Origin of the sequence: Clostridium sp. D5, from assembly GCF_000190355.1 — a bacterium.
Classification (GTDB): Bacteria; Bacillota; Clostridia; order Lachnospirales; family Lachnospiraceae; genus Faecalicatena; species Faecalicatena fissicatena_A.
In genome coordinates, this window is sequence record NZ_GL870809.1 from 634,748 (window position 1) to 661,167 (window position 26,420).

General features: G+C 45.9%; 24 protein-coding genes and 1 tRNA gene. 16 read left to right on the forward strand and 9 right to left on the reverse strand.

From position 1 onward, the window contains the following. Positions 1 to 233 (reverse strand): helix-turn-helix domain-containing protein (locus HMPREF0240_RS23725; RefSeq protein WP_083806103.1); only part of this gene is annotated, 233 nt, incomplete at its 3' end. A gap of 145 nt (positions 234 to 378) precedes the next feature. Here HMPREF0240_RS23725 and HMPREF0240_RS02785 point away from each other — a divergent pair. After that, positions 379 to 460, forward strand: a tRNA-Leu gene (locus HMPREF0240_RS02785). 250 nt (positions 461 to 710) lie between these two features. Here the strand turns inward: HMPREF0240_RS02785 and HMPREF0240_RS02790 are convergent. The 7 genes from HMPREF0240_RS02790 to HMPREF0240_RS02820 form a co-directional block, all read right to left on the reverse strand. Further along, a complete protein-coding gene (locus tag HMPREF0240_RS02790; protein ID WP_050794471.1) occupies positions 711 to 1,097 on the reverse strand; it encodes a hypothetical protein in 387 nt (128 codons plus the stop codon). A gap of 14 nt (positions 1,098 to 1,111) precedes the next feature. Beyond that, positions 1,112 to 1,780, reverse strand: coding sequence for an ATP-binding cassette domain-containing protein (locus HMPREF0240_RS02795; RefSeq protein ID WP_009001931.1), 669 nt, complete (start codon positions 1,778 to 1,780; stop codon positions 1,112 to 1,114). 14 nt (positions 1,781 to 1,794) lie between these two features. Next, positions 1,795 to 3,084 (reverse strand): ABC transporter permease, encoded by a 1,290-nt coding sequence (locus HMPREF0240_RS02800; protein ID WP_009001932.1) that lies wholly within the window; start codon positions 3,082 to 3,084, stop codon positions 1,795 to 1,797. A gap of 13 nt (positions 3,085 to 3,097) precedes the next feature. Further along, a complete protein-coding gene (locus HMPREF0240_RS02805; protein WP_009001933.1) occupies positions 3,098 to 4,465 on the reverse strand; it encodes an ABC transporter permease in 1,368 nt (455 codons plus the stop codon). Between the two features lie 72 nt (positions 4,466 to 4,537). Further along, positions 4,538 to 5,923 carry a HAMP domain-containing sensor histidine kinase gene (locus HMPREF0240_RS02810; RefSeq protein WP_035312299.1) on the reverse strand — a complete coding sequence of 462 codons (1,386 nt, stop codon included), beginning with the start codon at positions 5,921 to 5,923 and terminating at the stop codon, positions 4,538 to 4,540. Next, positions 5,907 to 6,584 (reverse strand): response regulator transcription factor, encoded by a 678-nt coding sequence (locus HMPREF0240_RS02815; RefSeq protein WP_148486272.1) that lies wholly within the window; start codon positions 6,582 to 6,584, stop codon positions 5,907 to 5,909. Before HMPREF0240_RS02815 ends, HMPREF0240_RS02810 begins: the two co-directional genes overlap by 17 nt. Before the next feature lie 20 nt (positions 6,585 to 6,604). Further along, positions 6,605 to 6,811 carry a hypothetical protein gene (locus tag HMPREF0240_RS02820; protein WP_035312301.1) on the reverse strand — a complete coding sequence of 69 codons (207 nt, stop codon included), beginning with the start codon at positions 6,809 to 6,811 and terminating at the stop codon, positions 6,605 to 6,607. A gap of 528 nt (positions 6,812 to 7,339) precedes the next feature. Between HMPREF0240_RS02820 and HMPREF0240_RS02825 the strand changes: the two genes are divergently transcribed. From HMPREF0240_RS02825 to HMPREF0240_RS02870, 11 genes are all read left to right on the forward strand, one after another. After that, positions 7,340 to 7,933, forward strand: coding sequence for a type IV toxin-antitoxin system AbiEi family antitoxin domain-containing protein (locus HMPREF0240_RS02825; RefSeq protein WP_009001937.1), 594 nt, complete (start codon positions 7,340 to 7,342; stop codon positions 7,931 to 7,933). A gap of 119 nt (positions 7,934 to 8,052) precedes the next feature. Then, on the forward strand, positions 8,053 to 9,063 hold the full coding sequence (locus HMPREF0240_RS02830) for a LacI family DNA-binding transcriptional regulator (protein WP_009001938.1): 1,011 nt from the start codon (positions 8,053 to 8,055) through the stop codon (positions 9,061 to 9,063). A gap of 291 nt (positions 9,064 to 9,354) precedes the next feature. After that, positions 9,355 to 10,623: a sugar ABC transporter ATP-binding protein gene (locus HMPREF0240_RS02835; protein ID WP_198137761.1), complete on the forward strand. Its 1,269-nt coding sequence runs from the start codon at positions 9,355 to 9,357 to the stop codon at positions 10,621 to 10,623. Between the two features lie 19 nt (positions 10,624 to 10,642). Then, positions 10,643 to 10,861: a hypothetical protein gene (locus HMPREF0240_RS24575; RefSeq protein ID WP_198137773.1), complete on the forward strand. Its 219-nt coding sequence runs from the start codon at positions 10,643 to 10,645 to the stop codon at positions 10,859 to 10,861. Further along, complete coding sequence (locus HMPREF0240_RS02840) at positions 10,858 to 11,838, forward strand: ABC transporter permease (protein ID WP_009001939.1); 981 nt, start codon at positions 10,858 to 10,860, stop codon at positions 11,836 to 11,838. The genes HMPREF0240_RS24575 and HMPREF0240_RS02840 overlap by 4 nt, the downstream gene beginning before the upstream one ends. 12 nt (positions 11,839 to 11,850) lie before the next feature. Continuing rightward, positions 11,851 to 12,813, forward strand: a complete 963-nt coding sequence (locus tag HMPREF0240_RS02845; protein ID WP_009001940.1) for an ABC transporter permease — start codon at positions 11,851 to 11,853, stop codon at positions 12,811 to 12,813. 71 nt (positions 12,814 to 12,884) lie between these two features. Next, a complete protein-coding gene (locus HMPREF0240_RS02850; protein ID WP_009001941.1) occupies positions 12,885 to 13,982 on the forward strand; it encodes a rhamnose ABC transporter substrate-binding protein in 1,098 nt (365 codons plus the stop codon). A gap of 209 nt (positions 13,983 to 14,191) precedes the next feature. Then, positions 14,192 to 15,268 carry a uroporphyrinogen decarboxylase family protein gene (locus tag HMPREF0240_RS02855; RefSeq protein ID WP_148486273.1) on the forward strand — a complete coding sequence of 359 codons (1,077 nt, stop codon included), beginning with the start codon at positions 14,192 to 14,194 and terminating at the stop codon, positions 15,266 to 15,268. Positions 15,269 to 15,279: 11 nt separating this feature from the next. Then, positions 15,280 to 16,512 carry a TIM barrel protein gene (locus tag HMPREF0240_RS02860; protein WP_009001943.1) on the forward strand — a complete coding sequence of 411 codons (1,233 nt, stop codon included), beginning with the start codon at positions 15,280 to 15,282 and terminating at the stop codon, positions 16,510 to 16,512. Then, on the forward strand, positions 16,512 to 17,558 hold the full coding sequence (locus HMPREF0240_RS02865; protein ID WP_035312302.1) for a uroporphyrinogen decarboxylase family protein: 1,047 nt from the start codon (positions 16,512 to 16,514) through the stop codon (positions 17,556 to 17,558). The genes HMPREF0240_RS02860 and HMPREF0240_RS02865 overlap by 1 nt, the downstream gene beginning before the upstream one ends. Before the next feature lie 10 nt (positions 17,559 to 17,568). Continuing rightward, complete coding sequence (locus tag HMPREF0240_RS02870; protein ID WP_035312303.1) at positions 17,569 to 19,041, forward strand: rhamnulokinase family protein; 1,473 nt, start codon at positions 17,569 to 17,571, stop codon at positions 19,039 to 19,041. Positions 19,042 to 19,160: 119 nt separating this feature from the next. Here the strand turns inward: HMPREF0240_RS02870 and HMPREF0240_RS02875 are convergent, their stop codons facing one another. Further along, positions 19,161 to 20,123 (reverse strand): Gfo/Idh/MocA family oxidoreductase, encoded by a 963-nt coding sequence (locus HMPREF0240_RS02875; protein ID WP_009001946.1) that lies wholly within the window; start codon positions 20,121 to 20,123, stop codon positions 19,161 to 19,163. 199 nt (positions 20,124 to 20,322) lie between these two features. On the opposite strand from HMPREF0240_RS02875, the gene HMPREF0240_RS02880 reads away from it, so the two are divergent. The 4 genes from HMPREF0240_RS02880 (at position 20,323) to HMPREF0240_RS02895 (ending at position 26,060) form a co-directional block, all read left to right on the forward strand. Further along, positions 20,323 to 21,318, forward strand: a complete 996-nt coding sequence (locus tag HMPREF0240_RS02880) for a spore photoproduct lyase family protein (protein ID WP_009001947.1) — start codon at positions 20,323 to 20,325, stop codon at positions 21,316 to 21,318. A 102-nt stretch (positions 21,319 to 21,420) separates the two neighbouring features. Beyond that, positions 21,421 to 23,151 carry an ABC transporter ATP-binding protein gene (locus HMPREF0240_RS02885; RefSeq protein ID WP_009001948.1) on the forward strand — a complete coding sequence of 577 codons (1,731 nt, stop codon included), beginning with the start codon at positions 21,421 to 21,423 and terminating at the stop codon, positions 23,149 to 23,151. A 1-nt stretch (position 23,152) separates the two neighbouring features. Next, positions 23,153 to 24,940 carry an ABC transporter ATP-binding protein gene (locus tag HMPREF0240_RS02890; RefSeq protein WP_009001949.1) on the forward strand — a complete coding sequence of 596 codons (1,788 nt, stop codon included), beginning with the start codon at positions 23,153 to 23,155 and terminating at the stop codon, positions 24,938 to 24,940. Positions 24,941 to 25,079: 139 nt separating this feature from the next. Then, positions 25,080 to 26,060, forward strand: a complete 981-nt coding sequence (locus HMPREF0240_RS02895) for a LacI family DNA-binding transcriptional regulator (RefSeq protein WP_009001950.1) — start codon at positions 25,080 to 25,082, stop codon at positions 26,058 to 26,060. Positions 26,061 to 26,420 lie beyond the last annotated feature (360 nt).

Below are 26,420 nucleotides of genomic sequence, written 5' to 3' on the forward strand. Positions count from 1 at the left end.
ATTTTACATTTGTGTGTAAGTTTCCTATGGAGTTTGATCTCCTTTCCGATCGTAGATTTATCCTTACCAAGAGTCTGTGCGATAGCGGTCTTTGTAGAACCGTTGGTAATACCGGTAAGAATGATACGTCGTTCCTGCAGCGTCAAATGGGAAAAAGCATTTTTAGGATTCATATGTATACCAGCCTTTCCGGCGGCCGTCTCATATGATAAGTGTAAGACTAAATGCAACATTTGTGGAGATGGAAGTAGGAGAAAGACTAAAATCCACTTTGCCCCCTTCAAAGTGGAAATAAACTTTTCACTTCACCGATTATTTAAAAATTCATATATTGTTTGACAAAAACCGGCAGATGTATTAAAATACATTTGCTGGTATGCGGATATGGCGGAATTGGCAGACGCGCTAGACTTAGGATCTAGTGGGGTACCCCGTGCAGGTTCAAGTCCTGTTATCCGCAGTAGTCTGAATGTTCATAACGACAGTTTCAAAAACCCGCATGAAATCAGGGTTTTTCAGCAGCAAACAAATATATTTCACATAATGTATTCCACTACTTAGAGCCGTTTGCTGAAAATGCAAGCGGCTTTTTCACTTAAAGTCTCTTATGAATCCTCTGCTTTCTTAAGAACAGTTTTCAAAAGTCATCGTCCTTAACATCAACATCTGATTTGAATGTCGCCTTCTTCATTTCAACAGCGTATTCAAAGTCAATGATTTAAATCTGAGTCCCAATTCTGAAAGTCGTCCTCCTCTTCATCTGCCCGCTCTCCATAAACCTGATAATACTGTTCATCGTTCATGGATTCGGGAACCTCATCAGGTTGTGGCGGCGCAGCTTCCACGAATTTTGGTGGGGCAAAAAGCTGATAGAGCCGCCCTGCCGAGTATAGCAGAGCAGAATACGCCAGATACTGTGCGACGCTTTGTATATATAAATTCAAAATGGCCAGCTCATTTCCTTTGACTGGGATGCCCTGTGAAAGCTGGGCGGAGACGTTCTGATGGCAAGCGAAAATGGAGAGAATACCGCAAACCATAAAAACGACCGACAGAAGATAGAAGCACCAGCTCAAAGGCATGATTTTTCGTTTCATATCGCTTCCTCCTTTCATGAATCTGATGGTACAGGAGCACTTCCCTGCGGTCGTTCAAACCTCTGGATGCTGCCTTTGCGCAGCTTTAAAACGACATCGGCCTGTTTGGCCAGCTCGTTTGAGTGCGTCACGACCACCACGCATTTATTCATCTGGTGAGCGCTTTGTTTGAGGATTTCCACGATCTCCGCCGCTGTGTCCTCATCCAGATTTCCGGTGGGCTCGTCCGCAAGAATGACGGGTGCCTCGCTGGCCAGCGCACGGGCAATGGCCACACGCTGCTGCTGGCCGCCGGAGAGCTTTAATACGTTTCGCTTAGATTCTTCTTTCGTCAAACCGAGCTTTTCGAGAACAGGCAGCGCGGGCAGAGAGGAGGTTAGTGCAACATTTTCCGCCGGGGTCAGATAATCGATCAGGTTGTAGCTTTGAAAGATAAATGATACATTCTCTTTTCGGTGATTCAGCAGGCCGCTTTGCTCAATATCCTGTTCCATGAAAAATATCTTGCCGTCCGTTGGGCTATCAAGTCCCCCCAGCAAGGAAAGCAACGTTGTTTTCCCACAGCCTGACGGCCCGAGTATCGCGTACATTTTTCCCGCGTCCAGTTCGGTAGTGATACCTTTGAGCACCGGTTTGCCGGTCTGATAGGCGTACTGTAGCTTTTCGATTCTTATAATACTCATGGTTTTAGTTCCTCCTAATTCATTTTAGTCAAGATGTCTTTTGGTTTGAGCCGGATAATGGTGTATGACGCGATAGCTGCACACAGGCTGATCGCTAGTAATCCGATGCCATAAACGCCCATCATCTGATTAACGGTCACTCCCACCGCCAGTTCGGAAACTTCCGCCGTTGTCTGACGGACGAGAAAGGCATAAACCTGTCCGGCAACCAGCTGCGTGATAAAATAAGAAGCTATAAAAGCGATAGCCGCCACCAGTATGTTTTCTGTTAAGATTTGCCCAATGATACCGGTCTTGCTTTTCCCGATTGCCAGAAGAACACCGACTTCCCGTTTGCGCCCTCTCGTCCAGAGGAACAGAAGGAGTGCGAGGATGGCGATACTGACAACCGTAATAGCCGTCACAACGCCGCTTACCATTTTCTGCATGGATTCCAGCGGATTGGAAATAGACTCGTACTCCTCGTTTGTGATCTCTGCTTTTAAGGTTTTGCCCTTAACTTCAGGAAGATTTTTGACTTTCTCATAAACATCATTGATCTTGGCTGGGTCGTTTACAAGGATGTCGATCGAAGGATATCCGTCGATTTTTCTACCGAAGTGTTCCCACATCGTTTTAAAATCCACAAACCCCGCGTTTTCTGGTACCTGCGACGACATCATAGCGTCGCCGCCAGTCCCCCCTGCGCCGGAATAGATACCCACAACCTCCAGTTCCACCTTGGAGTTCGTCTCGAATACGTCCAGCGTGATTTTATCGCCTGGTTTCAGGTTATTGCGCTCCGCCACTTCTTTAGAAAGGATGATGACGTGCTTATCGTCTTCCCGGATATGGCGTCCCGCTTCCAATGTAAACTTACCACTTTGGAATTGCTTGCATTGTTCTGAATTTAGTACGGCGGTATTGGGAACACCGCTTCCCGATACGTTAAAGCTGCCGGGGATATAATCAAAGTTGACGCCGTCGCCCCAAAAGCCTTGTTCCGCCTGAGCGTTGATGCCAGCCACGCCGTCTAGCTTTTTGACCGCTTTCACAATTTCCTCGGTTACGAAATCACCCACATAGGATTGTATTTCGCCGAATTGTCCTTGCGTACTGTCTCTGGGGCCATTTTCATCGTCTGCCTCCAGCCGGACAATGCCGCCCACCTCCTGGCGCATGTTCGCCGCGCTGTTTTTGGCGGCGTCCTGAATGGCCATGCCAGTTAGGGCGAAAGCGGACAGGCAGGTCAGGATCAGGAAAAGAATCAGGGTTCGTACCCGTTGCCGCCAGCAATACAGCAGTGCTCGTTTTACAAAATTCATAGCTTATTTCCTCCTAGCTCATTTTAGTAAGAATTTCTTTCGGGTTCAGGGAAAAGATAACGCCGCAGGAGACCACTACCGCAATGCCCATAGCCGCTGCCTGGCAAAGGAAAAGCAGCAAGGTGGTAACTCCACCAATTTGAAGATAGGCTTTCGTGCCCATATTCGAGGCGAGGCCGGTTTCAATCGCGCCCAAATCAATGTTTGTTTGAGGCAACCCGCCCAGTAGCAGATGTTCCAAACCTCCGGATGTGGCGTATGCGACCAAAGTCGCGCACAAGAAAGCAAGTAGAAACACCGCGAATACTTCTAACACGAATTGACATACAATTTCCCGTTTGGTTTTACCAATCGCAAGTAGAATGCCCGCCTCATGGACCCTTCCCCGAATGCGCATGGTGAGAATGAGTATCAAAACGACAATGCTGACAATGGATATGCAGGTAATCAATATCCGTGTCAGGTTCTGTATTGAGCTGAGGCTGTCCGCAATCTTCGCATACTGGAAGTCATTCTCCCGCAGGGAATACTGCCCCCAGTCTATCGCGTCCATCTTCTCTACCTTGCCGGTAATATCGCGCAGCAGCAGCGGGTCGGCAACATAGAAATTTACTTCCCCGGTGTATTGCCTGTCATTGGCTTCCTCAAGCTCTAATAAAAGAGAATGATCTGAAAAGATCAGGTTTTCACCGCGTCCTGGCGTTGGAGAATCCGCGTCACCTGCCTGCGGTACGACTTCCTTGTATATCCCGGCGATCTCGGCTTGACTAAAGGCGCTTTTTTCAGGGATGGAATCCTTATATTCGCCATCCTCCCGTTCAAGGCCCGCATGAGTAAATCGAATGCTATCGCCGACCTTCAATTTATTGGCGGTGGCAAGTTGCTCGCTGATGAGCACTTTATTCTGATCTTCTTGGGTTAGATGCCGTCCTTCTGTCAGCTCCAGCTTGCCTTCCATGAACTGATCGGCAAAGGAAGTATAGTGCATCGCCGCGACTTTGCCCATATTACTTTCGTCGTTGTGCCCGGAGCCGGGAATGAAATTGACCGCGTCGCTTCTGGCGTAACCGTAGTTTAGGGCGTTGCAGTACTTAATATTGCCGCCGCTCATGATCTCCTCGATGACATCCTCTGATATAGCGGGGGGCGGCCCTTCGGCCCCGGCGATTTGCCCATCCTTGAAATCCAGCTTGGGCGACGGACGCAGATAGAACGCGCCGCCAACGGATGTGCGCAGATCTTTGGCGACAGCGCCTGTCGCGTCCAATACGGAAAAGCTGGAGATCAAAAATACGGACACAATATTAAACAGCAGAAACAGGACGACAGTCTGCCCCTTTTTACGGCTGATGTAAAAAAGTGACCGTCTGAATACATTCATAAAAAAACCATCCTTTCGTATCTGATGAACTCAGTATACAAAAGGATGGTTTACCTTTGGTTTCGGTTTGATTTAGTTTTGGTTTCGATGGAGCAGAATCATAAAGAGAACGCCACGATCTGTGTTTTGTATCTTACAAGGCAGGCCATGCAAATCAAGTATGGTTTTTACAATATACAGCCCCAGGCCGGAACCTCCCGACTGCTTGTTACGGGATTCTTCCACACGGGTAAGCGGTGCGAACAAATCAGGCATTTTCTCCTCCGGGACTTGAGCGCCGGTGTTTTCAACCGTCAGGATTCTCTCAGTCAACGTAACCGTCACTGTTTCACCCTCGGGAGAGTATAGTATGGCATTGCTTAGAACATTGGAGATCACTTTTTCAAACAGTTTGCGATCCGCCGAAAGGGTCACATTTTCCAAAGAAGCGCTATGAAGCGTAATTTTTTTCTTCGAGGCCAGCGGTTCGTAAGTATCCAGGCATTCCCGTACCAGCAGACTCAAATCGATTGGACGCTTTGAGATCTGGAATCCATCAGCTGTCAGTCTGGAAACCGTTAGAATTTCTTTCACCAGATTTTCCATGCGTTCAACCGTTTCAAGGGCCAATGGCAGGTGTTTCTCCTTGTTTTTATAATCTCCGATCCCGTAGATCATACTTTCGACCTGTCCCTTTAAGATGGTAATCGGAGTTTTCAATTCGTGGGACACGGCGGCGAAAAAGGCCCAGCGCTGTTTTTCCTGTGCCTTCTCTTTCTCAATATCCGCCTGCAACTGATAGTTTGCGTTTTCAAGCTCGGTCATTGCGGCGTTTAGTTTCTTTGCCATGGTATTCAGACTGTTCGCCAGCACGCCCAGCTCGTCCGTTCGGTTGATGTCACAATGCCAGGTCATATCCAGCTCCGACATTCGTTTGGAAATCCGGCTGATTTCCTGCACTGGTTTCGCCAGTATCCTGCTGGATAGAAAGGAGCCAAGCACAGAAATGATAAAAATAGTGAGGAGAACCCACGGGAACAATTTTAAGAAAGCATTCGACATTTCATTGACTGCTTTGAGCTCTTGCGCTGTCATGACAGTGTAGGAGACATCAGAATCCGTAAACCGGATAATGGATGCCATAACCTGCGTTGCACCGACCCCGCCCGCACTGCCTTGCTGCAACACCTCGGAATTTCCGAACATAAGGGTATCCTCACCGCCCTTTAAGGATACCGTGGCTTGGTTCTCAATGCAGAAATCCACAATGATCTCCTCCGCGTCCTTTCGGGATACGGTTTGAAGCTGCTCCATAAGCTGATCGACACGCTCTGAAAAGCGCTCGTTGATTTGAGCCTTATAGCTCTGCGGTGTCGCAACCATAGCGATCCCATAAATCAAAAGGCTCGTTAGCATCAGAATGGCGGCGATACTCAGAAATGTTTTGACAAAAATACTGCGCTTAATCCATTTTAGCAAAGCGATATCCCACCCCTCTGATAGTTTCAATGCAGTCTGCACCCAGCTTTCGGCGAAGATTCATGATATGGATATTGACCGCTTTGTCGTAGCCTGCAAAATCGTAGCCCCACACCAAATCGAGCAGCTCATCTCTCGTAAACACGCGTCCTTTGTTTTTCATCAGCAGATGGAGCAGGTCAAATTCCAGCTTTGTCAAAGGGACATCCTCACCGGATACATAGACGCGCAGCGACACCGGATCAAGCTGAATGCTGCCATGACAGAGAAGCGCGTTCTCATCTTCGCAGTGATCTTCTCTGGTACGGCGAAGGAGCGCTTCCACCCGTTTGAGTACCAGCTTGACTGAAAAGGGCTTTGTAATATAATCGTCCGCTAATACGTCGAACCCTTTGAGTTGATCGTCCTCCTCGTCCAAGGCGGTGAGCATAAGCACGGGGACGTTCGATTCTTTCCGAATCATCTCACAGACGGCATACCCGTCAATTTTCGGAAGCATCAGGTCAAGCAGGACAAGGTCGTATTGCTTTTGCCTGAAAGCTGTAATTCCTTCCAGCCCGTCTCCCGCCACATGCGCTACATATCCCGCGTCAGTCAGCAATTCTTTTAAAATGGTTTGTATCTCTATTTCATCTTCAATAATCAAAATGTTTGTGTCCAAAGACAACACCTCCTGCTTCATCATAACATGCCATGATTTAGATTTGATTTTGTTTGTTCAGATTTTTTCCTTTTATCTACTGGTTTTTGGGCATAAACCGGGATTGCCCAGGCGTGGCCGAATCGAATGACGCCCTCAATTTGTTTTTCCTCGCACAGATTCTGTACTCGGCGTTCGGAGATTTTCCAGTTTTCAGCTGCTGCCTTAGGGGTTATATATGCAAACATAATCATCCCTCCCAATAGCAGTATTGCGTCTTGAGGTGAAGTATATACGGAGAAACGAATAATAGCAAGTCTGCGTTTTTTCATAAAGGATATCTTGTTGAAATTTGCGATAGATAATATTCCTACCCCAAATTTACTGGAAATGAATCAAAAATGGTTATGATACACTTTTCTCAAATGGAAGAAATAGGTAATCCGGCCCTATTTAAAACTCTAGCTAAAGGGAATAACCATGAGAAGACAACGAAAATCAAAAACCAAAAGAGTATGTAGGACGCTTAGATTACTGGATAAGTAGTTTGGGCGTCCTTTTATTTTGTGGTTGAGTACTTTGGCTGATGAACAACAGAATAGAGGATTTTGGCGTGGCAGTTAGATCCACAGGATAAGGTTTCAGACCAGTTGGCGTACATTCGGCTTTTGACGCTGTCATTTGACTGTAGTATTTGATTAAATGAAAATTTTTTAACGAACTTTACTTTCGTGCCCAAATAAATTATAATAAGAGCACGAAAGTAAGGTGACGACATGACCAGTGCAGAAACATTAAAAAGTTTGCTTCAAGAAAATAATGGTTTTTTGAGAACATCGGATGCGGTAGCTGCAGGTGTTTCGAGAACTGTTCTCGGAAATTTCGTGTGTAAACACGGGCTTGAGCGCGTTGCTCACGGATTATATATGTCTCCAGATGCCTGGGAAGATGGATTGTTTGTTATACAAGTGCGCTATCCGGAGGCGATATTCTCTCACGAAACAGCTCTCTATCTTTTAAACCTTGCCAACCGTGAACCTTCGCCCTTTTCCGTTACATTAAAGACAGGTACGAATTCGGCAAGATTATCAAAGCAAGATATTAAAGTCTATAAAGTAAAAAAGGAACTTTTTGGCGAAGGAATTCTGGAAGTACGTTCACCGTCAGGCCATACGATAAGGGCTTATAATGCCGAACGCACAATCTGCGATTTGTTTCGCAGTCGCCAGAACATCGAGATTCAGGATCTGCAGGATGCGGTAAAAACATATATCCGCCTAAGGGAGAAAAATATCCCATTGCTTATGCGATATGCCAAGGCTTTTTCTGTGGAGAAAATTGTTCGTCAATATTTGGAGGTGCTTTTATAATGATACACACATCATGCCAATTAAAGGCGCTTGTAAATAACCAATATGAGAACAGATTGTCAAATCTATGAGATAAATAGCAGTGTATCGAAGCAATCTGAGTAAAAATAGGAGTTCAGATGAGTACAATTTATGATGTCGCAAAATTGGCCGGGGTTGGGAAATCCACGGTTTCCCGTGTGATTAATAAAAACGGGGCAATAAAGGAATCCACAAGACTGAAAGTGGAAGCCGCCATGAGGGAACTGAATTACCGTCCGAGCCTTTTCGCACAGGGGATTAAGACAGGAAGATCGAAAACAATCGCTTTAGTAGTTCCGGATTCCACGAATCTATTCTATAGTATGCTGCTGTCGGGAATTGAAGATATTGCCAGAAAATATGGCTATTTTGTTATGCTGTGCAATGGAGAATACGATTCCCAAAAAGGCAAAGAATATCTGGAACAGCTTCAGGAGCGTAACATTGACGGTATCATTTACTGTGTATACCGCAAAGATGAGGTATTCAAAGATGTATTCCAGCTGTCGGAAACGGTTCCTGTGGTATTTACAGACGATCCGTATCTGAAAGATCCGTCTGTGTCTGTGGTTTATACAGACGGTAAAAAGGCGGTGCGGGAGAACGTTGACTATTTATATAAAAAGGGCTGTCGGAATATTGCCTTTATTGGCCTGGAAGAGATCTGCGCGGTAATGTACCGTTTTGAGGGGTATAAGCAGGGACTAAAAGATCATGAAATCCGGTATTCCCGGGATCTGGTATATCAGGCGCCATATAACTGGTGCAGGATGTCACATTTTATGCTGGGGGCGGAAGGAATCTCTCAGATTATGCAGTCGGGAAAAAAGGTGGATGCAGTGATAGCCGCAACAGATATGCTGGCTATCGGTGCCATATCCTGGATACAGGAGAACGGCTATAGTGTGCCTGGGGATATCAGGGTGATCGGATACGATAATATTGAAATCAGTTCAATCATCCGTCCCAAATTATCAACCATCTCCCAGCCTATACGGATGATGGGAAATGAAGCCGCAGAGCTGCTGTTCCGCAAAATCGAGGAGAACAACGGGATTAATGAGACAATAGAGATGAGAACCACCTTTATTGGGAGAGAAAGTACCTAAACAGGATTTAAGGGCAAGCTTTGGACGAAGATCTGAAGCTTGTTTTCTTTTCTGCATTATCTGCCCAAATCATTATGGTAAAATTAAATAAAATGTAAAATGAAAATATAGTAAAAGTAACGAAAATGACATACAAAAACTCAAAAAATCACAAGTTTATTGACAATAATTTTCTTATATGTTATAACGAAAATAAGAAATGGGATCAATCCCAATAAAAGCCTGGCTAAATGGCTATTTTTTAAAGATGAAATTGGGACCAATCCCAATATGGGAGAAAGGAGAGAAATATTGGAGAAAAAAGTCAGTTTATTAAGTGCTCAGAAGATATGTAAATCCTTTGGTAAAAATAATGTTCTTAAGTCTGTGGACTTTGATCTGGAGGCCGGAGAGGTACATGCACTGATCGGCGAAAACGGAGCAGGAAAGTCGACGCTTCTGAAAATATTATTCGGAATCTATCAGCCAACCTCAGGTGACATTTACCTGAATGGACAGGCAGTAAGGATGAAACATCCGGTAGATGCCATCGGGCATGGCATTGCCATGATCCATCAGGAGCCTTCTGTGTTTGAAGACCTGAGCATTGCGGAGAATATTTTCACAGGGCATTTTGAAAACCGGAAGATTAAATGGGAGGATCTGAACAGGAGCGCTTCAGAGGCAATGCAGGAGGTCGGGCTTTCGTTTTCTCCCGGCAGGATGATGAAGGGGCTTTCCGTGGCAGAGCAGCAGCTGATAGAGATTGCTTCGGCGCTGTCTTCGGATGCGAAGATCATTTTTATGGATGAACCTACTGCATCACTCACCCCCGGCGAAGTGGATAATCTACTGGCACTCATTGACACGCTGAGGAAAAAGGGAAAAACAATTGTCTATATCAGCCACAGGCTGGAAGAGATCAAGACAATCTCAGACAGGATTACGGTTCTGAGGGATGGCGAGATTGTAGGTACATATCAGAATTCAGAAATCACCAAAGAACAGATTATACAGAAGATGATTGGCAAGGAATTTACGGCCGGCAGCAGGAAAAATGAGAGAAAGACTTTTGAACAGCCATTTTTGGAGGTTGAAGATATCAGTATTCCCGGAATTTTTGAACATGTAAGTTTCCAAATCGCAAAAGGGGAGATTATGGGTGTTGCAGGCCTGATGGGTGCGGGCCGTACGGAAGTAGCAAGGGGTATATTTGGGATTACGCCTGTAAAGTCGGGACAGATCAGAATCGGAGGAAAAGAAGTAAGGATCGAGTCACCGGAGGCTGCAATCAAAAATAAGATTGCGCTGGTACCGGAGGACCGCCAGGGACTGGGATTGTTTGTTTCAGAAGCAATTGCCTTTAATACCACATTCGCTATTATCGACAGCATAAAAAAAAGAATTGGGATACATCGATACAAAGAAAGAGAAAAAGATCTCGGAGCAATACGTGGAAGGTCTGAAAACAAAATGCAGATCCGTCACTCAGAAGGTAGGGGACCTGTCCGGCGGGAATCAGCAGAAGGTCAGCCTGGCAAAGTGGATCAGTACGAATCCGGACATCCTGATTCTGGATGAGCCTACCAGGGGAATAGACGTGGGGGCAAAGGAAGAGGTTTACAGGCTGATCAGACAGCTGGCGGAAGAGGGAAAATGCATTATGATGATCTCCTCGGAATTAAACGAAGTTGTATCATTGAGCGATAAAGTCATGGTTATGTATGAAGGAAAACAGACGGGAATGCTGGGAAAAGATGAGATCACTGATGTAAAGATTTTATCCGCGGCACACGATTGTCTGGAGGAGGCGCAATGAAGAACAGAAAGCTGAATTTAAGTTCATTCCGTGAATTAGGCGTAATTGCCATGATCGTTGTTATTTATGTGGTTGTGTGTATCATCGAACCCAGATTTTTTTCGACCACTTCGCTGGTCAATATTCTGCTGTTTTTCCCGTTTCTGCTGATTGTATCCCTGGGGGAAATGATTGAGATTGTGAGCAGAAATGTGGATATGTCATTGGGCGCGATCCTGGCATGCTCCGGATATGCGGCGGGGCTGCTTTTTAAGACATACAGCGGCCTGCCCATTGCAGCAGCTTTTATAGTGGCGATTGCGCTGGGATGTGTGCTGGGACTGATCAATGGTTTTATAGTTACACGATTTCAGATACCATCTGTCATAGTTACATTGGGAACCATGAATGTTTACCGGGGCGTGATTTTTATCCTGGGCGGAAAGCAGATCGATAATTCTGTGATACCGCAATCATTAATGGCACTTTCACAGCCAAAACAGTCCATCATTGGGATTCCATATTCCGTACTGATTGCACTTTTAGCGGCCGTACTGCTGGCAGTGTTTTTAAAATATTTCCGCGCAGGCAGAGAAATATATGAAATCGGCTGTAATCCGGCGGCAGCGAGTCTGCGGGGAATCTCGAACAACCGGGTACAGCTGTTTGTCTTTACACTGGCGGGCGGGTTAAGCGGTCTGGCGGGTATGGTCTTTATATCCAGAATCGGCTATATGGATCCGGGAGCTGCCGGGCGGGGGCTGGAATTCACAGCAATCGCGGCAGTTGTAATCGGCGGGACCAGTATGAACGGCGGGGTCGGAAAAGTGACGGGAACCGTGCTGGGATGTCTGCTGCTGGGGGTCATACAGAATGCGATTTCAATTACAGGTATCTCCGGGTACTGGCAGGAAGCCATTTATGGAATTATCATCGTAGTTTCTGTCATTATAGATAACTTAATTAAAAACAGGCTGGCAGTCAGCGAAGCGAGATAAGGGGGGACAAAGATGAAGCGTAAATTAAAAATAAACCGGATGATCCGGCCGGAACTGACGGTATTTGTGTTTATGATTTTGAGTCTTGTGGTCGGAATCCTGCTGTCGCCGAATTTTCTGGATATCAGATTTCTGCTGGGGTCCACGATCTTCTACTGTGAGCTTGGACTGATGGCTATTCCTTTTACCCTGCTTCTGACATCGGGGGAGATCGACCTCTCCATCGCGGCAAACATGAGTCTGGTGGCATGTCTGGTGGCGGTTCTGTACCAGGCAGGCATGAGTATGCCGGTGCTGATTGTGATCGGGATTGCAGCAGGGACTCTGCTTGGATTTTTTAACGGCCTTCTTGTGACGGTAACGAAGCTGCCGTCCCTTGTGATAACAATAGGAATCATGTCGGTCTATCAGGGATTTTCACAGGTTCTGGTAGGAGACGCCGCGATATCGGGATTTCCTGAATGGTTTATCGGTCTTGATCAATACACAATTTTGGGATTGATACCACTTAATTTAATCATCCTGATTGTAGTAGCCCTTGTTTTCTCATTTCTGCTGAAAAAGACGGTATGGGGCAGAAAGATTACCGCGATAGGGCTGAACCGAGGTACAGCATTGTATTCCGGCGTTGCTGTTGAAAAAACAAAAGTCCTGCTGTTTACGATTCAGGGTACATTCTGTGCAATTGCAGGTATCATGACGATGTCCAGGCTGCAGATGGCAAAGTACACAATAGCCGGAGATGGACAAATGGATGTGATCACAATGGTACTGCTTGGCGGAACCGCGTTTGCCGGCGGCAGAGGGAGCGTCCTGGGGACACTGGCAGCGTTTTTTATCATTGTATTCATACGGACAGGTATGCGGCTGGCGCTTCTGAGCAACTATGCACAGATGGCGATACTTGGGCTGCTGCTGATTGTCGTAATTATTATTTCAAACGGACTCGAAAAAATGGCTAAAAAATATGAGTAGGAGGTGCAGCGTATCTAAAAAAGATAGCCATGAGAAACAATAAAAATATAAGAAAACTTAGGAGGAGCGATATGAAAAGAAAGGCATTATCATTAGTATTGGGAATCTGTTTACTGGCGGCAACAATCGTAAGCGGATGTGAGAAAAAGGGTGTGGAGCAGAGCCCGAAAAGTGACAGCGGCAAGCAGGAAGAGGAGCAGGGAAGTACAGACGACAAAACAAAGGGCAGTGCAAAAAGCGCATCTGATGTTACAGTCCGTTATATCTGCCTGACGAAGGGAATTCCTTATTTTGACCCGATCATTGACGGTATGAAGGAAAGTGTGGAGAAGGCAGGGGCAACATTCCAGGATACGGCACCGGATACAAGCGACGCAACGGCACAGATCCCGCTGATCGAGGCTGCGATCCAGGATAAGGTCGATGTGATCTGCATATCACCAAGTGATCCGGATGCTTTATGTGCAACCTTTGATAAAGCACGGGATGCGGGAATTATCGTGCTCTGTGTGAATGATGATGTCACCGGAAACGAAGACAGAAGAGACGGCGCGGTGATGTCAACGGATTATGACGTACTTGGAAAAGAAAACTTTGAAGCATTTGCGGAGAGCATGAATTATGAGGGCAAGTTTGTTGCTTTAAGTTCTAAGACGGGAACTCCGTTCCAGGAAAATCAGATGCAGATTTACCGGGATATGATGGCGGAGGACGAGAAATATGCAAAAATGGAATTCATAGATGTTCTTTATGGAGACGATGAAGCTACGAAGAGCCTTACCGAGGCAGAGGCTGCTATCCAGAAATATCCGGATCTGAAGGGTATCATTTCTCCGACAACTGTAGGAATTGTAGCCGCAGCACAGGCAGTGGAGAATGCAGGATTGACTGGCAAAATCATGGTAAGTGGAACTGGTACTCCTTCCCAGTGCAAGACATATCTGGAAAACGGCACAATGCCGAATGCATTTCTCTGGGATACCGGACTTTGCGGTAATGTAGCAGGAAGCCTTTCTGTGAAGCTTGCAACAGGGGAAGTAACTCTGGAAGCAGGTGCGGAAATTGATCTGGGTGAATATGGAACGGTTAAGGCCAACGATGTCTGCCTGGTACCGGCCGGTGATCCGCTGGAATTTACGAAGGACAATGCGGGAGAATATGATTTTTAATTCCTCAAGAGCAATAAAAATGAGGGTAGGAAGGCACTGACAAAGAATAGAAAGCGAACTGTGCCGTGTATGAGAGTCTGCTTTATTTTAAAGGAGACTGGTGAATGGCTTGCATGGTATGCATTGAAGGGGGTCTGTAAACCCTGGAAGCGCGATGCATGCCGTGCGGGCTGAAAAACGGTACAGTCAGCAGTAGGAGGTATGCGTGTATGAATGCAAGGGAAAGAGTACTGGCGGCTTTGAAAGGGGAGGGGAAACCCGACCGGATGCCGTTTGAGATAAGTTGGGGCGCGTTTACCCCAAGACTAATGCAATGCTTTCATGAGCAGGAAAAAACAGAAGAGACACCGGAAGAATATTTTGACTTTGATATGAGGTCAGTGAATATTGGACCAACCAGGAAAAAAACAGATTTCACAAAATATTTCAAAGAGGAACTTCCAGACAACATAATTTTTGATGAGTGGGGAATTGGTGCTGTGCCCGGCTCTCAGGAACATTTTCTGGAGTTTAAATACCATCCTCTTGCCTGGTGTGAGACCGCGGAGGACGTATATGGATATGAGTGGCCGGATGTGGATGCGGATTACCGGTTCGAGGGAATGAAGGAAAAAATTGAAGAATATAAGTCCCGGGGTTATGTAGTTATGGGGGAACTGTACCAGACGATCTTTGAAACGGCGTGGATGCTGCGCGGGATGGAAACATTTTTAATGGATTATTATGAAAACGAAGAGGTGGCTTTGGCCATCTGCGATAAACTGGAAGAACTGAGGATCAGGCAGGCAAAAAAATATGCAGAGCTGGGCGTTGATATTATCCGCCTGGGAGATGACGTGGCGACACAGAAGGGGCCGCTAATGAGCCGTGAAATGTATGGCGCTTTGATAAAAGAACGTATGAAAAGAATCGTTCAGGCAGGAAAGGCTGTGAATCCGGAAGTACTTTATTTCCGGCATTGTGACGGGAAGGTTGAAGATATAGTGGATGACTTTGTTGAGGAAGGCATCGACATCCTGAATCCCGTACAGCCGGAGTGCAATGACCTGACGCTTATATATGATAGATTTGGGGACAGACTGGCATTCTGGGGCGGAATCGGGACGCAGAGCACGATGCCTTTTGGAACACCGGAAGAGGTAAGAGAAAAAGTAAAGGAAGTTCAGAAAATTTTAGGAAAAAGAGGCGCACTTGTGGTGGCACCTACGCACATACTGGAGCCGGAAGTGCCTTGGGAAAATGTACTGGCATTTGTGGACGCTGCGAAGCATTCCTATTACGAATAAAGGAGAAGGCTATGAAACGATATGAGAAGAGATATGAGATTTTAAAAGAAGAATTAGGGGAAAAGGGATTTGACCTGGAAGAAATTAAAAATTTACTGAAAGCACAGGTCATTGAACTGCCGTCCTGGGCCGTGGGAAATTCAGGAACCCGCTATGGAACATTTAAGGATAAAGGGGCAGCGGTTACAATCTGGGATAAGATTGATGACTGTGCAGAAATTCAGAGATGTCTGGGAATCACACCGGTTATGGCGAGCCATGTGTGCTGGGACAGAACCGAGGACGGAAGATTCGGGCCAGTCAGGGAATATGCAGAAGAAAAAGGTATGAAAATCGGGACAGTGCATCCGAATACTTTTTCGGGACAGGAGTTCAGGTTTGGCTCCATGTGCTCTCCTGTGGCAGAAGTGCGTGAGCAGACCAAGGAACATTTTAAAGAATGCGTCAGGATGGCGCGGGAAATGGGGTCCCGGTCAATCGGCATGTGGGTGGCTGACGGAACGAACTACCCCGGGCAGGATAATCTGAGAGAGCGGAAGCACCGTCTGTATGAGGGGCTGAAGGTTCTGTACGATGCGATGGACCCGGATATGACACTGCTGCTGGAATATAAACCCTTTGAACCTTTCTATTACACCACCGATGTACAGGATTGGGGCACCTCCTATCTAATGTGCAGCAAATTAGGGCCGCAGGCGAAGACGCTGGTGGATCTGGGGCACCACCTTCCGGGAACCAATATTGAACATATTATATCGACACTGCTGGACGAAGGCAAGCTGGGGGGATTCCACTTTAACAACCATCGGTACGCGGATGACGATCTCATTCTGGGGACGGTGAACCCACTGGAGATCTTCCTGATTTTCAAAGAAATCATCGATGCAGGTACGGAGGGCGTTGATAATCAGATTGCTTATATGCTGGATCAGTCCCATAATATCGAAAACAGTCTGGAAGGCATTATTTACTCTGTCATGAATATTCAGACCGCTTATGCGAAGGCGTTGCTGATTGACAGGAAGACCCTGAAAGAAGCACAGGCGGACAATGATATTGTAAGGTGCAACCAGATCATCATGGAGGCGTTTGAGACAGATGTGGAGCCGCTGTTATCCGTTGTACGTATGGAGCTGGGCCTTACAGATACCGATCCACTGAGGAATCACCGGGAGAGCGGTTATCATAAGAAGGTGGCTGAAACCAGAGAAGAAGGAATACTAACACTTGGAGGAGGATGCTGATGAATGGAAGAGAGAGAATTCTGGCAGCTTTAAACAGACAGGAGCCGGATAGAGTCCCCACTTGTGAGTGGGTGCTCAATCCGAAAGTAATGGAGCAGATCTGCAATACGGCAAGTGATCTGGAATTTGTGCAGAAAATGGATCTGGACGGCATCGCCGTAGGGCTGGATTCTAAAAACACGGTGATAGATGACCGGCATTTTATAGATGAATGGGGGATCACCCGGGTATCCTATGATGAATATCCGAACCCGGTAGGATTTCCGATCCATGAATTATCTGATCTGGATACATATGTAATGCCGGATCCCGATGCGCCTTACCGTTTTAATAAGATTAAAAAGGCAATGGAACTGTTTGGTCAGGAAAAATGTGTGATTGCCAGGGTGCGGGACGTATTTTCACAGCCCAGGGACCTGATGGGATTCGAGGATTTCCTGGCGGGCTTTTACGAAGAACCGGAGCTGGTGCAGCGGCTGATGGAAATGAGTGTGGAATATTCCAGCAGGATCTGCGAGAATCTTGTGGAGCTTGGAATTGAAGTGATCGTTGTGGGCGATGACATTGCCAATAACCAGGCGCTTCTAATGAATCCCGATATGTACAGGGAACAGGTACTGCCTCATTTTGAAAGACTGGTGAAAAAGGCCAAAAGCCTGGGGCTGAAGGTGATTAAGCATAGTGACGGTGACTTGAACAGTGTAATGGAGGATCTGGTAAACACGGGAATCGACTGTCTGGATCCAATTGACGCAAGAGGAAATATGGATCTTGCGGCGTTAAAGGAAAAGTATGGAAGCAGGATTGCATTTAAAGGAAATGTGGACTGTGTGGATACACTTGTAAATAAACCGGAAGACCAGGTGCGCAGGGAAGTGGCGCGCTGTCTGTTGCAGGGAAGCGTGGGAGGCGGGCACATTATCTCCTCCTCCAATTCGATCCACAGCGGAGTAAATCCGAAGAGTTACAGGGTCTTTCTGGATGCAGTTAAGGAATTAGGGACCTATCCTTTAGACATTGAAAAATTAACGCAGATTGCAGAATAGGGGTGTGGGCATGGGCAGATATTTTGCAGTTGATCTGGGGGCCGAAAGCGGACGCTGCATAGCGGGAACCCTGGACAATGGTATAATTGAATTAGACGAACTGTGGCGTTTTCCCACGCAGGGACTTAAAATCAGAGGCGAATGGAAATGGAACGTTTACCGCTTTTTTGAAGAAATTCTAAAAGGACTTCGAATTTATGCAGATAAATACGGACCAGAACTCGACTCGATCGGCGTAGACACCTGGGGCGTAGACTTTGGCCTGCTGGATAAAAATGGGACACTTATGGGAATTCCGTATACATACAGGGACAAACGGACGGAAGGCACGGATGCACTGCTGGAGCCAAGGAAGAAAATGCTTTACAAAAGGACAGGGATTCAATTTCTGGAGTTTAATACATTGAACCAGCTCATTGCAGCCAGGGCGCAGAAAGATACGCAGCTTGAACACGCCAGAGAATTGCTGTTTGTGGGGGATATCCTGCATTATCTGCTCGGGGCAAAACCGGTCTGTGAATACACGGCAGCTTCGATATCCATGCTTGTAGATACGGTCAACCGGAAATGGGATGACGACATTTTTGAGGCCTATGATATCCCGGTAGAGCTGCAGTCCCAGATTTCTTTTGCGGGTGATACAGTGGGGATGCTGCGGGACGATATTGCAGACCAGGTCGGCCTGAAACGCGGGATTCCAATTATTACGCCCGCGGTACATGATACGGCAAGCGCAGTGGTAGCGACTCCTGCCCAGGGCGAAAACTTTGCCTTCATCAGTTCCGGGACATGGTCACTGGCAGGAATGGAATTGAAACAGCCTGTAAATAATGAAAAGAGTTTTGCTCTGAATATTTCCAATTCCGGCGGGGTACTGGGTAAGTCCCTGTTTCTGAAAAATATTATGGGGCTCTGGATTATCCAGCAGTGCAAAAAGCAGTGGAATAGAAAAGATCCGGAGCTTGACTATTCCAGGATTGTGGAAGAGGCAGTTAAGGCTCCTAAATTTGCTGCATTTATAGATGTAGATGATAATAGCTTTTTTGCACCGGATAATATGCCGAAGGCAATCGTTGAGTATCTGAAAAGGACAAATCAGATACATCTTAAAGAAGACGATATTGGAATAATCAGCAGACTGGTATATGAGGGACTTGCATTAAAATACAGATATGTGCTGGAAAAAATAGAAGATGCGGCAGAGAAAAAGATCGATGTGGTGCATGTTACCGGAGGCGGCGGAAAAAATACGCTGTTGAATCAGTTTATCGCAAATGCACTGCACAAAAAGGTGACAGCAGGCCCGGAAGAATGCACGGCAACCGGAAACCTGCTGATGCAGGCTTATGGATGCGGGCATGCGGCGTCACTCACCGAAATACGCAAAATAGTCAGGGATTCTTTCCAGGTGCAGGAATATGTACCTGGGGATGAGGTAGAATGGAATCTGGCTTATAAAAATTTTTCGAAGTACTGTTTTTAGAAGAAAATTCTCTATAAAGTTTTAGTTAGATGCTGAGTGGACAGAGAATAGGATAATTTAAGAGCAGGAGCAGTATAACTCGTATGAGTTGTACTGCTCCTGTAATTTTGTAAAAAAACTTAATATCCGCACGATGTCAGCACCATATCGATAGCCTCAGCCGTTCCAACTGAAAATTCATGACTGACATGAGGGTCTTCCCCATTCAGGATACAGTCGCCAAGCTGTTCTACTTCTAACATATAATTATTGGGAACATCGATACAGAATTCCGTCCGCATTCCGTCCTGGTCCAGATACCATGTTTGTCTGCCCTCTGCATTAAAACTGACCGGAACCTCTAAAATACCCTTATCACCATAGATGAAGGAACGGTCCCCGCGCTTATAGGGGAACATACCACAGGAGAATACTGCACGCCTGCCGCCGGAAAACATCAGATACCCGGTCGTCAGGTCATCAATCTTTTCCCCGGTAAAATGAGAAACTGCCTGCCCGCAGAGCGGGACTGTGCCAAACAGGTAGGATGCAAAACTAATCGTATAGCATCCAAGATCATAAACAGATCCGCCCAGAGTATCTCTGCGGATACGGATATCATCCTCGTAGCCTGAAGTATAGAATACAGACTCAATCATATTCACATCGCCAATCAGACCATCTTCAATCTGCCTTTTGAGTTCTTTCATTACCGGAGAATGCAGATAGGCGAATGCTTCCATAAAAATGACCCTGGCATCTTCACATGCCTGTATCATTTCTTTTGTATCCGCGGCGCTTCCGCTTGCCGGTTTTTCACACAAAACATGTTTTTTACAGGCCGCCGCTTTCAGAACCCATTCTTTATGCAGATTATTTGGAAGTGGTATGTAAACCGCTTCTACTTCCGGGTCATTCAGGAGGTCGTCATAGTTTCCGTATGCTTTTTGAAAATGGAAACGGTCACGGAACCGTTCCGCTTTTTCCATGGAACGCCCTGCGATTGCATACAGTTCACAGTTTTTTGCCTTCTGCATTCCGGGGATCGTCTGCCCCTCTGCAATTTGGGCAGTTCCGAGAACACCCCAACGTATTTGTTTCATAGTTTATAAGCTCCTTTCAGGTATTTCACATGGTATACCTAATTATATCATATCTAAGAGGAATGAAAGAAGTGGATTCATAAAATTCTTTTTACCGCGCATACTAATTCAAAAATATAACAAAAGGCATCCCGTAACCCATGCCCTCAAGGCGGTGAAGGCAGGATATTAAAAAAATAAGAAAAGAAATGAGAAAATCATGAAATTTGATGCTGTTTATTATGAACCGGACTGTCTGTCTTATACTTTAGGGGCACGGCTTAAAGAGCAATTCTGCGGTCTTACGTGGATACCGATCGAGAGCCACAACTCCATAAAAGAGATGCAGGAAAAGCCCAATTCCGATTTTGGACGAATGAAGAGAAACCTGATTATCGGAATCCGTAAGACACACAAATATGTGGAAAACCACAAGGTTTCCGATTACCTTGTACCCTATACCTCCTCAGGCTGTACGGCCATGTGCCTGTATTGTTATCTGGTGTGCAATTACAATAAATGTGCTTATCTTAGATTATTTGTGAACCGGGAACAGATGTTGGACCGTCTGATTAAAAAGAGCTTAAAAAGTATACAGCCCCTCACATTTGAGATAGGCAGCAACAGTGATCTTGTGCTGGAAAATACGATTACCCAAAACCTGCTCTATACCATTCCCCGTTTTGTGGAAGAAGGGCGGGGGAAACTTACATTTCCGACGAAATTCCATATGGTGGAGCCGCTTTTAGACCTGAAACATGAAGGAAAGATGATCTTTCGCATGAGTGTGAATCCACAGTCCATAATCAGCCGGATTGAGCTGGGAACCTCCAGTCTCAGGCAGCGGATCCGGGCAGTGAATGAGATGTGTGAAGCCGGATACCCCTGCGGTCTTTTGATTGCACCGGTGATTCTGACTGATGACTGGAAGAAACTGTATACAGAACTCCTGGAGGAGCTTGAGAGCGGACTGTCGGCCAGGATGAAGAAAGAAATGTTCCTGGAAATCATCCTGATGACATACTCCTATGTCCACCGTGCTATCAATCAGGATGCTTTTCCGGGAACGGCAGACTTATATAATCAGGAACTTATGACGGGGCGGGGCAGGGGAAGATACTGTTACCGGCCCGAGGCGAGGGCAGAGGCGGAAGTATTTCTGCGGGCAGAGGTGAATAGAATTCTGGGAGACGTGCAGATACTTTATATCAGCTGACAGATTCATAATTCTGAAGCTTACTCATGTCTTCTCGGGGTGAGAAATCTTGAAAGTCAATACTAAAATAACTGGATGTATATTTAGCTTGGAGGAAATCAAATGAAAACAATGTTTCGGGAACTGTTCAGGTTTAAGCGGGCGATTCTGCTTCTGCTGCTGACGGTTACAGGTTCGGTGGCAGCAAATCTGGCACTGCCTATGTATCTTTCAGATGTGATTAATACAGCAATACCAAATAGTGATATGGGAGAGATTGTAGCCATCAGCGGCCGGATGCTTCTTTTTGTGCTGCTGGGAATTGCAAGCGGTGTGGCAACCGGACTCATTGCATCCGTGGCATCGGTGCGGCTCGGAAAAAACGTCAGAAGCAAGGTGTTTTCCAAAATACAGTATTTCTCACAGACAGAATTTGACCGTTTTTCAACATCTTCACTGATAACACGTACAAATAATGATGTGGTTCAGGTGCAGACATTTATCAATATGTTTCTTAGAGTGTGCCTTATGGCACCAATCATGTGTATTGGCGGGATCATCCTGGCGCTTGCAAAAAGCAGGACGATGTCAATGATTCTGCTAATTTCCATGCCGGTCATGATTGTATTTGTGCTGCTCATTGCCAGAGTGGCTACACCATTATCCACAAAAATGCAGGCCAAGCTGGATGAAATCAATCTGGTGACCCGGGAAAAGCTGACAGGGATCCGGGTTGCCAGAGCCTTTGGCACGGAAATTTTTGAAGAGGAAAGATTTGACCGGGTCAATCAGGAGTTTATGAATAATGCCGTAAAGATGAATCTTGCAATGGGAATCATGATGCCGGGACTCAGTCTGATTCTTTATGCAACAATGGTGGCACTGATTGCATTTGGCGGCTATCAGATTATCAGCATGTCTGTTTCTGTTCCGATTGGAGACGTGATTGCGGTTATCCAGTATGTTATGCAGATTATGATGTCGGTTATGATGCTTTCTATGATTTTCGTCATGTATCCGAGAGCGGCAGTTTCCTCCGAAAGAATCAATGAAGTGCTGGAGACGGAACCTGTCATATCGACTAAAAAGGAAGCAGTCACAGCGACTGAGAAAAAAGGATATGTATCGTTTCGGAATGTTACCTTTACATTTCCAGATGCGGAGACGCCGGCTATTGAAGACATTTCGTTTGATTCGGCCCCCGGAGAAGTGACCGCAATCATCGGTTCCACCGGATGCGGGAAGTCTACTCTGATTAATCTGATTCCCAGATTCTATGATGTCCAGCAGGGGGAAGTCCTTGTGGACGGGGTCAATGTAAAGGACATGAGTATAGAGGCTCTTAGGAGCAAAATTGGACTGGTGCCGCAAAAAGCATTTCTTTTCAAGGGGACGATTGCAGAAAATGTAGGGTATGGAAGAGTGAATCCGACAGAGACAGATATAGAGTACGCGATCCGCATTGCCCAGTCATATGATTTTGTTATGGCGAAGGAAGGCGGATTTGAAGCATCAATTTCTCAGGGAGGAACCAATGTATCGGGCGGGCAGAAGCAGAGGCTGGCAATTGCCAGAGCCATTGCCCGCAAACCGGAAATATATATATTTGATGACAGTTTTTCCGCACTGGATTTTAAGACTGATGCGGCGCTTAGAAAAGCACTTCTAAAAGAGGCAGAGCAGGCCACTGTAATACTTGTGGCCCAGAGAATCAGTACAATAAAAAATGCCGACAGAATTCTTGTTCTTGAAGACGGCCGGTGTGTGGGCCAGGGAAGGCACGAAGAACTGCTGGAAAACTGTGAAGTATATCAGGAAATTGTGTATTCTCAGCTGAGCAAGGAGGAAGTATAGTATGAAGCAGACGCAGAAGAACACGGTGAATTTTAAGGCAATATTTAAAAGGCTTTTCCGCTTCATGGCCCCTTACCGGAAAGGCCTGATTCTGTCAGTCATTCTCATTATATTTTCTTCTCTGTTCAATAGTTTTGGTCCGTTTATTCTGGGAAAAGCTACGGATTCCCTGCTCGGACTTGTTATAGACGGTGTACGTATCCCTGAGGGGATCAGAAGGTTTATTACGATTCTTGCAGTACTTGCCGTAGTTTATATTCTCTATGCTGTATTAAAGTATCTGAGCACATGTATTCTTGTAAAGGTCTCCCAGAAAACGATTTATGACCTCAGGAGCCAGGTGGACGGAAAATTCAGGAAACTTCCTCTGAATTATTTTGATACGAATACCTACGGGGATGTACTGAGCCGTATTACAAACGATGTGGATACAATATCAAACAGCCTGCAGCAGAGTCTGGACCAGATCGTTACCGCAGTCACATCTGTAATCTTTATCGTGGCAATGATGCTTTTTATCAGTCCGGTTCTTACCATGATCGGAGTGGTTACAGTCCCGGCAGCACTGATTATTTCCATGAAGATTGCAGGGGCGTCCCAGAAGTATTTTAAAGCGCAGCAGGAGACACTGGGGGAAATGAACGGATATGTTGAAGAAATGTATACCGGTCATGTGATTATCAGTGCCTACGGAACAGAGGAAGAGACCGTTGGAGAATTTGAGGAGACAAATGAAGAGCTCTATCAGAGCGGCTGGATCTCACAGTTTATGTCCAGTACCCTTATGCCAATCACCCAGGGAATGACGAATATTGGCTATGTGGCCGTAGTTGTGGTGAGCGGGGCGCTTGTGATAAACGGTAGAATGACGGTTGGTATGATACAGTCTTTCATTCAGTATCTGAGACAGTTTTCCCAGCCGATTAACCAGACGGTACAGATTGCAAACATCCTGCAGTCAACAGCCGCTGCTGCGGCAAGAGTCTTTGAATTTCTGGATGAGAAGGAAGAAATTCCGGATCCGTCAGTTCCACAGATCCCGGAAAAAATTGACGGTACAGTTGAGTTTATAAACGTGAAATTCGGGTATGTGCCTTATCAGATCCTCATGAACAACGTTAGTATCAAAATAGAACCGGGGAGCAAAGCAGCCATTGTAGGGCCGACCGGAGCGGGGAAAACCACCCTCATCAATCTGCTGCTTAGATTTTATGATATTAATGGGGGAAAAATTCTTGTCAGTGGTGTTGATATCCGGGATATGACCCGGAAGGAACTGAGGAAAACATTTGGAATGGTGCTACAGGATACGTGGCTGTTTACGGGAAGCATCATGGAGAATATTCGTTATGGAAGGCTGGATGCAGCGGATGATGAAGTAATAGCAGCGGCAAAGGCGGCCAGGGCGGATGTATTTATCCATGGCCTGCCCGGCGGTTATGGGTTTATGCTGCAGGAAGGGGCTGTTAATCTGGCGCAGGGGGAACGTCAGTTACTGACGATAGCAAGAGCAATTTTATCTGACAGTCCGATTATGATTCTGGATGAGGCCACCAGTTCTGTTGACACACGAACAGAGGTATTGATACAGGAGGCAATGGCAGCTCTGATGAAAGGCAGGACGAGCTTTGTAATTGCACACCGGCTCAGCACAATCAAAGACGCAGATGTGATTATTTATATGGAAAACGGAGATATCAAAGAAACCGGAACGCATAATGAGCTAATGGCCAGAGATGGGCTTTATGCAAAATTATATAACAGTCAGTTTGTCAACGACAATGGTTAGATAGAAGTATTACAGTTTTTGTCCGATATTCCCTTCCCTCCTTCGTATTAAGCGGAAAAATATTTGACTTTTACCCGGAAATATATTACAACTAGAGATAAGCAAAGCTTAATAAATACGGAAGAAAGGAGGGGGAGCTATGGCGAGTATAAGAGATGTGGCAAAAAAAGCAAATGTAGGTCCCACAACGGTATCAAGGGTTCTGAACAACAGCGGATATGTATCCGATGAAACCCGCCAGAAGATTGAAGAAGCCATGCGCGAGCTGGACTATACGCCCAATGAACTGGCGCGCAATCTGTTCCATAGAAAAACAGGGATTATCGCCGTATTGGTACCTACGGTCGCCCACCCGTTTTTTGCCGAATTCGTAGAATATGTGGAAGCAGAGCTGTATAACTGTGGATACAAGACGATGCTCTGTAATACGGTGAAGGAAGAGAACGCAGAACTGGAATATCTGGATATGCTGAACAGGCATATCGTAGACGGTGTGATCACAGGTGTACATTCTCTGGATGTGGAAGAATATCTGAAGATCCACAAACCCATCGTGTCATTTGACCGTTATCTGGGGGAAGATATTCCGGTTGTGGCCGTGAACCATAAAAGAGGCGGCAGGCTGGCGGCAGAAGAGCTGATCAGCAGCGGATGTAAGTCTGTACTGCATTTCCGTGGTGCATTGGAAGTGGAGTCGCCATATCATGACAGGCACTATGAATTTGAGCGGATTATGAAAAAAAATCACGTGGATACATATTCATATGAACTGGAATGGAACCGTTTTGATGCTGCATATTATAAAAAAGCAATCGATACAGTGTTTGAACTGGGCCTGGAATTTGATGGCGTATTTGGTGTAGACCAGCTTGCAATAGGCTATATGAATGAAGCGATCAGAAGACATAAGAGAGTTCCTGAGGATGTAAAAATAGTGGCCTATGACGGTACATATCTGACAGGAATCGTAGAACCGCGGGTGACAGCTGTTGCACAGCCGGTGGAAGCGCTGGCAAGGGAATCCGTGCGCCTGATGGACAGATTAGTGAATGGGAAGACTTATAAGAATAAACAGGTTTTGTTAGATGTGGAGCTTAAAAAAGGAAAGACAACTTTATGATTCGTCAAATTGTGAAAGGTGTACAAAATATAAACTGAATATTCTGTAGTTATAAACAAAAAGGTTGAGTTTCAGGGTTAATGCAACTTTATCAAAGTAAATGCAGTCTGGTCAGTCCTATTTCGTGAAAAATGTGAAATAGGACTGTTTTTTATGTGAATTTCGTGTAAAATAATAGTAATCCACCATGAAAAGCCTTAAAAATAGGTGCACTATGCCGGAAGTGAGATTTACCTGTTTTTTTGCCAGAGTAAATGCCACCCCTATATAGGCGCTATATTATGTAAGGCCGGGTCTGGGGGATAATTAAGGCTGTTTGCCGTGTAAAGCTTAGCCTTAATGTTTGTTTTGTTGGAAAGC

Excerpts from the sequence above, each read along its gene's own strand:
- HMPREF0240_RS02790 (WP_050794471.1), bottom strand. The coding sequence starts at position 1,097 with ATGAAACGAAAAATCATGCCTTTGAGCTGGTGCTTCTATCTTCTGTCG.
- HMPREF0240_RS02795 (WP_009001931.1), bottom strand. The coding sequence starts at position 1,780 with ATGAGTATTATAAGAATCGAAAAGCTACAGTACGCCTATCAGACCGGC.
- HMPREF0240_RS02800 (WP_009001932.1), bottom strand. The coding sequence starts at position 3,084 with ATGAATTTTGTAAAACGAGCACTGCTGTATTGCTGGCGGCAACGGGTA.
- HMPREF0240_RS02805 (WP_009001933.1), bottom strand. The coding sequence starts at position 4,465 with ATGAATGTATTCAGACGGTCACTTTTTTACATCAGCCGTAAAAAGGGG.
- HMPREF0240_RS02820 (WP_035312301.1), bottom strand. The coding sequence starts at position 6,811 with ATGTTTGCATATATAACCCCTAAGGCAGCAGCTGAAAACTGGAAAATC.
- HMPREF0240_RS02825 (WP_009001937.1), top strand. The coding sequence starts at position 7,340 with ATGACCAGTGCAGAAACATTAAAAAGTTTGCTTCAAGAAAATAATGGT.
- HMPREF0240_RS02830 (WP_009001938.1), top strand. The coding sequence starts at position 8,053 with ATGAGTACAATTTATGATGTCGCAAAATTGGCCGGGGTTGGGAAATCC.
- HMPREF0240_RS02840 (WP_009001939.1), top strand. The coding sequence starts at position 10,858 with ATGAAGAACAGAAAGCTGAATTTAAGTTCATTCCGTGAATTAGGCGTA.
- HMPREF0240_RS02845 (WP_009001940.1), top strand. The coding sequence starts at position 11,851 with ATGAAGCGTAAATTAAAAATAAACCGGATGATCCGGCCGGAACTGACG.
- HMPREF0240_RS02850 (WP_009001941.1), top strand. The coding sequence starts at position 12,885 with ATGAAAAGAAAGGCATTATCATTAGTATTGGGAATCTGTTTACTGGCG.
- HMPREF0240_RS02855 (WP_148486273.1), top strand. The coding sequence starts at position 14,192 with ATGAATGCAAGGGAAAGAGTACTGGCGGCTTTGAAAGGGGAGGGGAAA.
- HMPREF0240_RS02860 (WP_009001943.1), top strand. The coding sequence starts at position 15,280 with ATGAAACGATATGAGAAGAGATATGAGATTTTAAAAGAAGAATTAGGG.
- HMPREF0240_RS02865 (WP_035312302.1), top strand. The coding sequence starts at position 16,512 with ATGAATGGAAGAGAGAGAATTCTGGCAGCTTTAAACAGACAGGAGCCG.
- HMPREF0240_RS02870 (WP_035312303.1), top strand. The coding sequence starts at position 17,569 with ATGGGCAGATATTTTGCAGTTGATCTGGGGGCCGAAAGCGGACGCTGC.
- HMPREF0240_RS02875 (WP_009001946.1), bottom strand. The coding sequence starts at position 20,123 with ATGAAACAAATACGTTGGGGTGTTCTCGGAACTGCCCAAATTGCAGAG.
- HMPREF0240_RS02880 (WP_009001947.1), top strand. The coding sequence starts at position 20,323 with ATGAAATTTGATGCTGTTTATTATGAACCGGACTGTCTGTCTTATACT.
- HMPREF0240_RS02885 (WP_009001948.1), top strand. The coding sequence starts at position 21,421 with ATGAAAACAATGTTTCGGGAACTGTTCAGGTTTAAGCGGGCGATTCTG.
- HMPREF0240_RS02890 (WP_009001949.1), top strand. The coding sequence starts at position 23,153 with ATGAAGCAGACGCAGAAGAACACGGTGAATTTTAAGGCAATATTTAAA.
- HMPREF0240_RS02895 (WP_009001950.1), top strand. The coding sequence starts at position 25,080 with ATGGCGAGTATAAGAGATGTGGCAAAAAAAGCAAATGTAGGTCCCACA.